The following is an 11,786-nucleotide window of genomic DNA, read 5'->3' as shown; positions in this document are numbered from 1 at the left end:
CGCGGAAGCGGGAATCCCACTCCGCCCGTTGATGCCGAGAGAGGCCCCCGCCTTCGCGGGGGTTGACCCTTCGTCAATCTGAAGATTGACGTGGCGGGTCAAAAGTAGCCCTCCTGCTTCTTCTTCTCCATCGACGCGTCGCCACCGTCCTTGTCGATCGCCCGGCCCTGCCGCTCCGAGGTCGTCGTCAGCAGCATTTCCTGGATCACCTCGCTGAGCGTGGTCGCCTCGCTCTCCACCGCTCCGGTCAAGGGATAGCAGCCCAAGGTGCGGAAGCGGATCGAGCGCTCCACCGGCACCTCGCCCTCGCGCAGCGGGAAGCGATCGTCGTCGACCATCAGCAGCAACCCGTCGCGCTCCACCGTCGGCCGCGGCGCGGCGAAATAGAGCGGCACGATCGGGATCTGCTCGCGCGCGATATATTGCCAGATGTCGAGCTCGGTCCAGTTAGAGATCGGAAAGACGCGGATGCTCTCGCCGCCCCGTTCGGTTCTTGGCGCTTTCCGCGCATTGTAGAGGTTCCACAGCTCGGGCCGCTGCTGCTTCGGATCCCAGCCGTGGCTCGCCGTGCGGAACGAGAAGATGCGCTCCTTCGCCCGGCTCTTCTCCTCGTCGCGCCGCGCGCCGCCGAAGGCGACGTCGAAGCCGTAGTGATCCAGCGCCTGCTTCAGCCCCTCGGTCTTCCACATGTCGGTGTGCAGCGGGCCGTGATCGAACGGGTTGATCCCGCGCTCGACAGCCTCGGGATTCTGGTAGACGATCAGTTCCATCCCGCTCTCCGCCGCCATGCGGTCGCGAAGATCGTACATCGCCCGGAACTTCCACGTCGTGTCGACATGCAGCAGCGGAAAGGGCGGCGGCGACGGATAGAAGGCCTTGCGCGCCAGATGCAGCATCACCGCGCTGTCCTTGCCGACGCTGTAAAGCATCACGGGCTTCGCCGCATCCGCCATCACCTCGCGCATGATGTGGATGCTTTCGGCTTCGAGCCGATCGAGATGCGTCAATTCCAACGGCCTCGCTTGCAGATCAGACGATACCAACTCGGCCTCCTCTCCTATCCGCCGGCAGCCGCGGATAGCGCATTCTTCATTCCGGCATACGTCCAAATGGACGGGGTGAGCGAAGGCGCCGTAGCGCCGCCGCCCGCACGGGCGCAAACATTATGGCCTTTGCGGGCTGCAAGCCTGCCTTGTCGGAACCGGGGTCATCCGGCGATATCGACCTTTTTTTGCCGCCATTCGGCGCCAATCGCGCCGAGCGTTTCGAGCGCGCGGGTCAGTCGTGGCGCGACGTCCGGCGACGCCCCCCAGGCCGGGTCGAACATCAACCCCAATTCGCGCCGGAAATCATAGCCGGCAACCTTGAGCGGGACGATTCCGTCGATCGCCAATGACACGGGGGCGGTCGTGATGCCGACTCCGGCGGCGACCATGCGAAGGCAACGCTCGTCGCTGTCGCTGCGCAGCGCGAAGCGCGGGCGGACCCGGTGGCGCGTGAAGAAACGGCTCGTCGCATCGAGCAGCTCGCACGAACGGCGGGCGATCATCGTTTCGGTTGCCAGCTCCTCGGGACCGACCTCCGCCCGCCCCGCGAGCCCATGATCGGCAGCGATGAACATGACGAGCGGTTCGTCATAAAGCGGCACGATGTGACGCGCGCGTTCGCCTGGCCGCAGCGGGACGATTGCCATGTGTAGGCGCCTGCCGCGAACCGCCGCGCGCAGCTCGGAGTCGCTGCTTTCGCCGACATCAAGTGCAAAATCGCGAGCGAGTTGAGCGGCGATATTCTGCAGGAATTCGCCGGGGATCGATCGGATCACGCCGAGCCGCAGCAAAGGCTTGCCAGCCTCTTCGGTACGGCCGAAGCCGTCGGCCGTGCGAAAATTGCGTTCGAGGTCGCGCGCGATCGGCAGGAAGCGCCCTCCGGCTTCCGTAAGGCGAATCTGACGGCGGTTGCGGATGAAAAGCGACGCGCCGACGAGGCGCTCGAGGTCGGCGATTCCCGTCGACAGCGCCGGTTGGGTCACGCGAATATGATGCGCCGCGCGCGTGAAGCTGCCCGCATCGACCACGGCGAGGAATTGGCGAACGTGCGAGCGCTTTATCATAAATTTTTCTTATGCTTTGTCGCATGAAGTTTCAATTTTCATATATTCGGGCTTTCAGGCACACAGAGACGCTGCTCCGCCTCGACCGAAGGAACTCTCATGCGCGCCACCCCCGATTTCGACTTCGCGCTCGGCGAAACCGCCGACATGATCCGTGAGACCACCGCCCGCTTCGCCGATGAGAAGATCGCCCCGCTGGCCGACAAGGCCGACCGCGAGGACTGGTTCCCGCGCGACGAGCTATGGACTGCGATGGGCGAGCTCGGCCTTCACGGCATCACGGTCGAGGAACAATGGGGCGGGCTCGGGCTCGGCTATCTGGAGCATGTGATCGCAGTCGAAGAAGTGTCGCGGGCATCGGGTGCGATCGGCCTCAGCTATGGCGCGCATTCGAACCTTTGCGTCAACCAGATCCGCCGCTGGGGCAATGAAGCGCAAAAGGCGAAATATCTCCCCAAGCTGATCTCGGGCGAGCATGTCGGCAGCCTCGCCATGTCGGAGGCCGGCGCGGGCAGCGACGTCGTGTCGATGAAGCTGAAGGCCGAGAAGGTTCAGGGCGGCTATGTCCTCAACGGCACCAAATTCTGGATCACCAACGCGAGCCATGCCGACACTTTGGTCGTCTATGCCAAGACCAGTCCCGAGGCGGGATCGCGCGGCATCACCGCCTTCCTGATCGAAAAGGACATGCCGGGGTTCAGCATCGGGCAGAAGATCGACAAGGTCGGGATGCGCGGTTCGCCCACCGCCGAACTCGTCTTCGCCGATTGCGAAGTGAGCGAAGAGCAGATCATGGGGCCCGAGAACGGCGGCGTCGGCGTGCTGATGTCGGGGCTCGATTATGAGCGCGTCGTGCTCGCGGGACTCCAGCTCGGCATCATGCAGGCGTGCCTCGACACGGTCATTCCTTATGTTCGCGAGCGCAAGCAGTTCGGCAAGCCGATCGGCTCGTTCCAGCTGATGCAGGCGAAGGTCGCCGACATGTATGTCGCGCTGCAATCGGCGCGCTCCTATGTCTATAACGTCGCCAAGGCGTGCGATGCGGGGCAGACGACACGCTTCGACGCCGCGGGCGCGATCCTGCTCGCGAGCGAGAGCGCAGTGAAGGTCGCGGGCGAGGCGATCCAGGCGCTCGGCGGCGCGGGCTATACGAAGGACTGGCCGGTCGAGCGTTACTGGCGCGACGCCAAGCTGCTCGACATCGGCGCGGGCACGAACGAAATTCGCCGGATGCTGATCGGACGCGAACTGATCGGCGCCGGCGCGTGATCTGGCTCTGGCTGTCGGTCGCCTCCATGGTGGCGGCAGCGCTGGTGCATTCGCTGCTCGGCTATCGGCGCCTGATCGTGCCGCTGCTGCGGAGCGGCGAAGGCTTGCTGGCCGACGCGCTCGTCCGCCGGATCGTCCGCTTCGCCTGGCACGCGACAGCGGTGTTGATGCTCGTTTCGGCGGCGGCGGTGAGCTGGCCCGGGACGCCGAAGGGGCTGCTGGCCTTCATCGGCGCGGCTTGGCTCGCGACCGGCCTGTTCAACGCCGCCTACACGCGGGGGCGCCACATCGCCTGGCCGGTGCTGAGCGCGGCGGGGCTTTTCGCGCTGATCGGGGCGCTCGCATGAGCGAGACGGTGCTCGACGCGCTGCAATATTATGGTGCAGGCGCGGCGACGCTCGCGGCGCTGCTCGTCTCGCTCAACCTCGGCGAGCGATGGAACGGCTGGGCGTTCGTGATCTTCGTGACGAGCAGTCTCGCGCTGATCGGCTGGGGCTTTCTGCAGCCCGACAGCGAAGGGATCGGCTGGCAGAACGTTGCGCTGCTCTGCATCAACTGCGTCGGCGTCTACAGCCATTTGATCCGCAGGAAACCGACAAAAAAAGAAGGCGGAGCAGATTAATTGCCCCGCCCTCCCCTCACATCAACCCCAGATGCGCACACGTTTGTCGGGCGCGAGATAGAGCTTGTCGCCTTCCTTGACGTCGAACGCCTTGTACCAGGCGTCAAGGTTGCGCACCGTCAGCGCTCGGTAATTGCCGGGCGCATGGCCATCCGTCGCGATGCGCGCGCGAAGCGCTTCGTCGCGCATCTTGGTCGCCCAGGTCTGCGCATAGGCGATGAAGAAGCGCTGGTCGCCGGTAAAGCCGTCGATCACCGGCGCTTCCTTGCCCTTCAGCGAGGCGCGATAGGCGTCGTAGGCGGCCTGGAGCCCCGCGACGTCGGCGATATTCTCGCCCAGCGTCAGCTTGCCGTTCACCGCAAGGTCGGGGAACGGCTTATAGGTGTCGTATTGCGCCGCGAGCGCCGAGCCCGCTTCCTCGAACTTCTTGAGATCGGCTGCCGTCCACCAGTTGCGCAGCGCGCCGGTCGAATCGAACGCCGCGCCATTATTGTCGAAGCTGTGGCTGATCTCGTGCCCGATGACGGCGCCGATCGCGCCGTAATTGTAGGCGGGGTCGGCCTGCGGGTTGAAGAAGGGCGGCTGGAGGATCGCGGCGGGGAAGTTCAGCGCGTTCTGGACCGGCAGGTTGACCGCGTTGACCGTCTGCGGGACCATCCACCATTCGCCCTTGTCCATCGGCTTGCCGATCTTCGCGAGCTGGTGCGCATATTCGGCCTGCTCGCCCGCGACCTCGTTGGCATAGGCGGTGCCGGCGCCGACCGAATAGCTGCCATGGTCGCGCCACGTCTCGGGATAGCCGACGCCGACCGCGATCGTCTCGACCTTCTTCAGCGCTTCCTTCTTGGTTTCGGGCGCCATCCAGTCGATCGCCTTCACCCGCGTGGCGAAGGCGGCCTTGATGCCGTCGACCATGTCGCTGACCTCGGCCTTGGCCGAGGCGGGGAAATATTTCTCGGCATAGACGCGGCCGACCGCGTCGCCGAGATAGGTGTCGAGCGCCGCGAGCGCGCGCTTGTCGCGGCTGCGCTGCTGCGGCGTTCCCGACAGCGTCGTGCCGTAGAAGGCGAAATGCGCATTATCGATCGCGCTCGGCAGCACGTCGGCGTGGCTGTTGATCTGGTGGAACGTCAGCCAGTCCTTCCACGCGTCGAGCGGCTGCGAGGCGACCAGCGCCGACAGGCCGGTAATCGCGCCGGGATGGTAGGCGGCAACCTTCGTCGCGCCGTCGAGCTTCGCCGCGGCGAAGAACGCCGGCCAGTCGATGCCGGGCGCCTTCTTCGCGAACTCGTCCCTGTTCCAGACGGTCGCCGACTTGGTGAAGTCCTCGCTCTCCTCGCGCGTCGCGTGCGCCTTCGCGATCTTCAGCTCGAGGTCATAGACGCGCTTCGCCTTCGCATCGGCGTCGGCGATCCCGGCGGCGGTCAAGAGCTTGGCGATATAGGCCTGATAGGCGGTGCGGATGCCCGCCATCTTGGGATCGGACGACAGATAATATTCGCGCTCGGGCATGCCGAGCCCGCCCTGCAGCATATAGGGCAGCACCTCGCCCGGGGTCGCGAGGCCCTGGGTCACGAAGATCCCGAAGAGGTTTTCGGTGTTGAAGTCGGTCGCGTTGAGCGGATCGACGTCGGCGCGGATCTGTTCGCCCAGCACCTTCGAGAGCCCCGCGGTGTCGGTGATCGCGGCGAAGCGCGCGAGGTCGGCCTGGACCGGCTTCATGCCCGCGGCGTCGATCGCCTGCGTATCGATATAGGCCTTGTAGAAATTGGCGATGCGCGCTTCGTCGCTGCCTTCCTTGGGCGTGCCCTTGACGATCGCGTCGACCAGTTCGCGGTTGCGTTTCTCCGTCTCGAGGAAGGCGGTGTAGAAAGCGCCGGTCGACGAACGGTCGGCGGGGATTTCGGTCGTTTTCTGCCAATTGCCGTTCGCATAAGCATAGAAATCGTCGCCCGGCTTCACGCCGGTGTCCATCGCGGCCTTGCTGATGCCGAGTTCGGTGCCGATCGTGTAGGCGGCCGAGCTGTCGTCCTTGCCGCTGGTGCAGGCGACAGGCCCCGCGACGATCGCGGCGGTGGACAGCAAAATGGCGAAAACACTCTTTTTCATGGGCTGATAACCTCAAGCTTCGGGAAATATGCGAGGGGGATACGCCTGTGACGATCTGGTTTCAATGCCAACCAATTTCGGCCTGCGGCGCTTTTCAATCGACGAGCGACCCATTACCCCCGCAGCCGGCGACAGGAGAGACGAGACAGTGAGCGCACCGGTCCTGCAAACGATGGTCCAGACGGACAGCGAGGCGTTTCGCGCCAACGCCGTGCACAATCGCGCGCTGAGGGACGAGCTGTGGTCGCGCGTCGCCGCGGCGGCGCTGGGCGGCAACGAAAGATCGCGCGAGCGGCACACGAGCCGCGGCAAGCTGCTCCCGCGCGAGCGCGTCGAGCGGCTGCTCGACGCAGGCTCGCCTTTTCTGGAGATCGGCCAGCTCGCGGCGTGCGACATGTATGGCGGCGAGATTCCCGGTGCGGGGATGATCGCCGGGATCGGGCGCGTGTCGGGGCGGCAGGCGATGATCGTCTGCAACGACGCGACGGTGAAGGGCGGCACCTATTACCCTATGACGGTGAAGAAGCATCTCCGCGCGCAGGAGATCGCCGAGGCGAACCGCCTGCCCTGCATCTATCTGGTCGATTCGGGCGGCGCGAACCTGCCGCACCAGGCCGAGGTTTTCCCCGACCGCGACCATTTCGGGCGCATCTTCTTCAACCAGGCGAATATGAGCGCCAAGCGCATCCCGCAGATCGCCTGCGTGATGGGAAGCTGCACCGCGGGCGGCGCCTATGTTCCCGCGATGAGCGACGAGACGGTGATCGTCCGCAATCAGGGCACCATCTTCCTCGCTGGCCCCCCGTTGGTGAAGGCCGCGACGGGCGAGGAGATCAGCGCCGAAGACCTTGGCGGCGGTGACCTGCATGCGAAGAAATCGGGCGTGGTCGATCATCTCGCCGAGAATGACGAACATGCGCTGACGATCGTGCGCGATATCGTTTCGACCTTCGGCGTCGAGGATGGCTTCGACGTCGCGATGAAGGACCCGCGGCCACCCAGATATGACGCTGAGGAGCTTTACGGCATCATTCCGCAGGACGTGCGTGCGCCCTATGATGTGCACGAGGTGATCGCGCGCATCGTCGACGGCAGCGAGTTCCACGAGTTCAAGGCGAATTACGGCAGCACGCTCGTTTGCGGCTTTGCGCATATCTGGGGCATTCCGGTCGCGATCCTCGCCAACAACGGCGTGCTGTTCAGCGAGAGCGCGGTCAAGGGCGCGCATTTCATCGAGCTGGCACAGCAGCGGCGCATCCCCCTGCTCTTCCTCCAGAACATCAGCGGCTTCATGGTCGGCGGCAAATATGAGGCCGAAGGCATCGCCAAGCACGGCGCGAAGCTCGTCACCGCGGTCGCGACCGCGACGGTGCCGAAGATCACCGTGCTGATCGGCGGCAGCTTCGGCGCGGGCAATTACGGCATGTGCGGGCGCGCTTACTCCCCGCGCTTCCTCTTCACCTGGCCCAACGCGCGGATCAGCGTGATGGGCGGCGAGCAGGCGGCATCGGTTCTGGCGACCGTCCACCGCGACGCCGACACATGGACGCCCGAAGAGGCCGAAGCCTTCAAGGCGCCGATCCGCCAGACCTATGAGGACGAGGGCAACCCCTATCACGCGACCGCACGCCTGTGGGACGATGGCATCATCGACCCGGCGCAGACGCGCGATGTGCTGGGACTGGCCTTTGCGGCAACGCTAAACGCCCCAGTCGAGGATCGCGGGTTCGGCGTGTTCAGGATGTGATAGGAGAGTATGATGGCAAACGGACGTCCCGGCGACCACCCCTTCACCGACATCTTGCATCATGGCAGTTCGGAATTTGGAGAACCAGTCGACACCCTGGTGAAGAGAATGTCCGAGCACCCACTTTTCTTCAAAGTCAGTGACGATGTTGCTGATCTCCTTTGGGAAAAATCACCTTTTGGACGGCAAACCGAAAAAGCAACTCTGCTCGCTGAAACCGAAAAAGGCCTGACCGCCATTTCAGTTCGATTGGCAAAATTGGCAGAAGAAGAATGATCCAATCCCTCCTCATCGCCAATCGTGGCGAGATTGCCTGTCGCATCATCCGCAGCGCGCGCGAAATGGGCATTCGCACGGTCGCGGTCTATTCGGACGCCGACGCGCAGGCGCTGCATGTGCGGCAAGCCGATGAGGCCGTGCACATCGGGCCGTCGCCAGCGCGCGAATCCTATCTGGTCGGCGAAAAGATCATCGCCGCCGCCAAGGCGACCGGAGCCGAAGCGATCCATCCGGGTTATGGCTTCCTGTCCGAGAATGCAGCGTTCGCGCAGGCGGTCATCGATGCCGGGCTCGTGTGGGTCGGACCCAAGCCTTCGTCGATTACCGCGATGGGGCTGAAGGACGCCGCGAAGAAGCTGATGGCCGATGCCGGGGTGCCGGTGACGCCGGGCTATATGGGCGCCAATCAGGACCCCGCCTTCCTCGCCGAACGGGCGGCCGAGATCGGCTATCCAGTCCTCATCAAGGCAGTCGCGGGCGGCGGTGGCAAGGGGATGCGCAAGGTCGACGCGGCGGAGGACTTCGCCGATGCGCTTGCTTCGTGCCAGCGCGAGGCGGCGGCGTCGTTCGGCAACGACCATGTGCTGATCGAGAAATATATCCTGACCCCGCGCCATATCGAGGTGCAGGTGTTCGGCGACACGCACGGCAACGTCGTCCACCTGTTCGAGCGCGACTGCTCGCTCCAGCGCCGCCACCAGAAGGTGATCGAGGAAGCCCCTGCCCCCGGCATGGATGAAGCGACGCGCACCGAGCTCTGCGCCGCCGCGGTACGTGCAGCGAAAGCGGTCGATTATGTCGGTGCCGGCACGATCGAGTTCATCGCCGACGCGAGCGAAGGCCTGCGCGCCGACCGCATCTGGTTCATGGAGATGAACACGCGGTTGCAGGTCGAGCATCCGGTGACCGAAGAGATCACCGGGGTCGACCTCGTCGAATGGCAACTGCGCGTGGCGTCGGGCGAGCCGCTGCCGCTGCGGCAGGATGAGTTGTCGATCGACGGCTGGGCGATGGAAGCGCGGCTTTATGCCGAAGACCCGGCGAAAGGTTTCCTGCCTTCGATCGGCACGCTGGAACTCTTCCAACTCGCCGAGCATGACGGAGGCCGCATCGACACCGGCGTCATCGAAGGCGCCGAGGTTTCGTCCTTCTATGACCCGATGATCGCCAAGGTCATCGCCTATGGCGAGGATCGCGAGGACGCGCGGCTGACCCTGTCCGGCATGCTGGAGGATAGCGCCGTCTGGCCAGTGAAGACCAACTCGGCATTTCTAATCCAGGCGCTCGATCATCCCGATTTCGTCGCCGGGACGGTCGACACCGGATTGATCGGCCGCGACGGCGAGGCGATGACCGCCGAGCCCGTGCCGTCGGCACAAGCGCTGACCAACGCCGCGATGGCAATGGTGCCGCGCGCGTTGCAAGCAGGCTTTCGCCTCAACGCCCCCGATGCCCGTTCGGCGCCCTTCCTGCTCGACGGGAAGCGCGTCGATGTCGCGCTCCACGGCCCCGGGACCGAAGAACCGGCCCCTGCCATGCTCGTCGCGGAAGCCGGCTCGGTCTGGCAATTGTCGCCTTGGCGCGCCGCAGGTGGCCCGGGGGGCGCGGCGAGCGACGGCGCGATCCTCTCGCCGATGCCGGGCAAGATCATCGCGGTCGATGTCGCGGCGGGCGACGCGGTGACCAAGGGGCAGAAATTGCTCACGCTCGAGGCGATGAAGATGGAGCACAGCCTGACGGCGCCGTTCGATGGCGTAGTCGCCGAACTCAACGCGACCGCGGGCGCGCAGGTGCAGGTCGAAGCGCTGCTCGCAAAGATCGAGGCGGCGGAATGAGCGATCTGATCCTTCGCGATGCAACGATTGCGGACCTGCCCGCGATCCTCGCGATGCTTGCCGAGGAGACGATCCCGCCAGGGCGCGAGGCGGAGCCTGACGATCCGCGCTATATGGCAGCCTATGAGGCGATCGAGATCGACCCCAATCAGCGCCTGATCGCGGCCGAACTGAACGGCCGCGTCGTGGGAACCATGCAGCTCAGCTTCCTTCCGGGCCTCTCCTTCAAGGGCAGCTGGCGCGGGCTGATCGAGGCGGTGCGTATCGTCCGCGACCTGCGCGGCCAGCGGCTCGGCGAGCGGATGATCCTGTGGGCGGTCGAGCAGTGCCGCGCGCGCGACTGCAAGCTGGTCCAGCTCACATCGTCGGCGAACCGTACCGACGCGCACCGCTTTTACGCCCGGCTCGGCTTCGTCCAGAGTCATGTCGACATGAAATTGCATCTGAGGGACTGACCATGGCAGGCAAATTTTTCGACGAATGGCAGGTCGGGGACAGCATCGTCCACGACATCCGCCGCACGGTGACCGAGACCGACAATCTGCTGTTCACGACGATGACGCACAATCCGCAGCCGCTGCACCTCGACATCGAGGCGGCGAAGGCGTCGGAGTTCGGTCAGATCCTCGTCAACGGCACTTTCACCTTCAGCCTGATGGTCGGACTGTCGGTCGGCGACACGACGCTCGGCACGCTGGTCGCGAACCTCGGCTACGACAGACTGGTGATGCCGAAGCCGGTGTTTCTCGGCGACACGTTGCGCGCGACCAGCGAAATCATCGGCCTCAAGGAATCGAAATCGCGGCCGAATGCGGGTATCGTGACCTTCCTGCACCGCTGCATCAACCAGCGCGACGAGATCGTCTGCCAATGCGAACGATCGGCGCTGATCAAGAAGAAAGACGCCTGATGCGCCTCCGCTCCCTCCTTTTCGTCCCAGGCGACCGGCCCGAACGCTTTGCCAAGGCGGCGGCGTCGGGGGCCGACGCGATCATCCTCGACCTCGAGGATTCGGTGTCGCCCGCGAACAAGGAGGCGGCGCGCACGGCGGTCGCCGATTATCTCGCGGGTACGCGCGAGGTGGTGACGCTGGTGCGCGTCAATCCGCTCGACGGGCATATGACCGCCGCCGACATCGCCGCGATCGCGCCTGCCCGCCCCGACGCGATCATGCTGCCCAAGGCCGAGGGCGCGCCGAGCATCGCGCAGATCGACACGATATTGCGCAGCGAATCGGCGCCCGACGCCTCACTGCCCGCGATTCTGCCGATCGCCACGGAAACGCCGTCGGCGATCTTCACCCTCGGCAGCTATCGCGAGATGAAGGACCGGCTCGTCGGGCTGACCTGGGGCGCCGAGGACCTGCCCGCCGCGATCGGCGCCGCGACGAGCCGCGAGGCCGACGGCGGCTATACCGAACCCTATCGGGTCGCGCGCGCGCTGACGCTGTTCGCGGCCCACGCCGCGGGCGTCGCCGCGATCGACACGGTGTTTCCGGCGATCAAGGACGAGACGGGACTCGCGACCTATGCCGCACGCGCGCGGCGCGACGGTTTCACCGGCATGATGGCGATCCATCCGTCGCAGGTCGCGCCGATCAACGCCGCCTTCACCCCCTCGGCGGACGAGGTGTCGCGCGCGCAGGCGATCGTCGACGCCTTCGCCGCCCATCCGGGCGCCGGGGTGTTGCAGGTCGACGGCAAGATGGTCGACGCGCCGCACCTCAAGCAGGCACGGCATTTGCTGTCGCTGGCGGATTGATCGCTTCATTCGTCATCCCGGCGAAGGCCGGGATCTCACCGTTTCGCCATAACG

The 11,786-nt window shown here is 65.2% G+C and carries 12 protein-coding genes; 9 read left to right on the top strand and 3 right to left on the bottom strand.

The genetic code is table 11. From position 1 onward, the window contains the following. Positions 1-98: 98 nt before the first annotated feature. Complete coding sequence (cysD, locus tag ACOTSS_RS08665; protein ID WP_448691311.1) at positions 99-965, bottom strand: sulfate adenylyltransferase subunit CysD; 867 nt, start codon at positions 963-965, stop codon at positions 99-101. Positions 966-1,207: 242 nt separating this feature from the next. Continuing rightward, entirely contained in the window at positions 1,208-2,110 is a 903-nt protein-coding gene (locus tag ACOTSS_RS08660) for a LysR family transcriptional regulator (protein ID WP_448691092.1), read from the bottom strand. A gap of 99 nt (positions 2,111-2,209) precedes the next feature. On the opposite strand from ACOTSS_RS08660, the gene ACOTSS_RS08655 reads away from it, so the two are divergent. From ACOTSS_RS08655 to ACOTSS_RS08645, 3 genes are read left to right on the top strand one after another with little or no spacing between them, the layout of a single operon-like run. Next, positions 2,210-3,379: an isovaleryl-CoA dehydrogenase gene (locus ACOTSS_RS08655; protein WP_448691091.1), complete on the top strand. Its 1,170-nt coding sequence runs from the start codon at positions 2,210-2,212 to the stop codon at positions 3,377-3,379. Next, complete coding sequence (locus ACOTSS_RS08650) at positions 3,376-3,726, top strand: hypothetical protein (RefSeq protein WP_448691090.1); 351 nt, start codon at positions 3,376-3,378, stop codon at positions 3,724-3,726. Before ACOTSS_RS08655 ends, ACOTSS_RS08650 begins: the two co-directional genes overlap by 4 nt. Continuing rightward, entirely contained in the window at positions 3,723-4,001 is a 279-nt protein-coding gene (locus ACOTSS_RS08645) for a hypothetical protein (protein ID WP_448691089.1), read from the top strand. Before ACOTSS_RS08650 ends, ACOTSS_RS08645 begins: the two co-directional genes overlap by 4 nt. A 21-nt stretch (positions 4,002-4,022) precedes the next feature. Here ACOTSS_RS08645 and ACOTSS_RS08640 read toward each other — a convergent pair whose 3' ends face one another. Further along, on the bottom strand, positions 4,023-6,110 hold the full coding sequence (locus ACOTSS_RS08640) for a M13 family metallopeptidase (protein WP_448691088.1): 2,088 nt from the start codon (positions 6,108-6,110) through the stop codon (positions 4,023-4,025). Between the two features lie 148 nt (positions 6,111-6,258). On the opposite strand from ACOTSS_RS08640, the gene ACOTSS_RS08635 reads away from it, so the two are divergent. The 6 genes from ACOTSS_RS08635 to ACOTSS_RS08610 are packed head-to-tail and all read left to right on the top strand — an operon-like array spanning position 6,259 to position 11,732. After that, a complete protein-coding gene (locus ACOTSS_RS08635; protein ID WP_448691087.1) occupies positions 6,259-7,857 on the top strand; it encodes a carboxyl transferase domain-containing protein in 1,599 nt (532 codons plus the stop codon). A 12-nt stretch (positions 7,858-7,869) separates the two neighbouring features. After that, positions 7,870-8,133 (top strand): hypothetical protein, encoded by a 264-nt coding sequence (locus ACOTSS_RS08630; protein WP_448691086.1) that lies wholly within the window; start codon positions 7,870-7,872, stop codon positions 8,131-8,133. Then, a complete protein-coding gene (locus tag ACOTSS_RS08625) occupies positions 8,130-9,971 on the top strand; it encodes an acetyl/propionyl/methylcrotonyl-CoA carboxylase subunit alpha (RefSeq protein WP_448691085.1) in 1,842 nt (613 codons plus the stop codon). The genes ACOTSS_RS08630 and ACOTSS_RS08625 overlap by 4 nt, the downstream gene beginning before the upstream one ends. Then, on the top strand, positions 9,968-10,426 hold the full coding sequence (locus tag ACOTSS_RS08620) for a GNAT family N-acetyltransferase (protein ID WP_448691084.1): 459 nt from the start codon (positions 9,968-9,970) through the stop codon (positions 10,424-10,426). Before ACOTSS_RS08625 ends, ACOTSS_RS08620 begins: the two co-directional genes overlap by 4 nt. Before the next feature lie 2 nt (positions 10,427-10,428). After that, a complete protein-coding gene (locus ACOTSS_RS08615) occupies positions 10,429-10,881 on the top strand; it encodes a MaoC family dehydratase (RefSeq protein ID WP_448691083.1) in 453 nt (150 codons plus the stop codon). Further along, a complete protein-coding gene (locus ACOTSS_RS08610) occupies positions 10,881-11,732 on the top strand; it encodes an HpcH/HpaI aldolase/citrate lyase family protein (RefSeq protein WP_448691082.1) in 852 nt (283 codons plus the stop codon). Before ACOTSS_RS08615 ends, ACOTSS_RS08610 begins: the two co-directional genes overlap by 1 nt. Positions 11,733-11,786: the final 54 nt, after the last annotated feature.

The organism is Sphingopyxis sp. NJF-3, from assembly GCF_053514865.1.
Note: the sequence above shows the minus strand (reverse complement) of the source record. Positions and strands in the feature narration are given on the sequence as shown.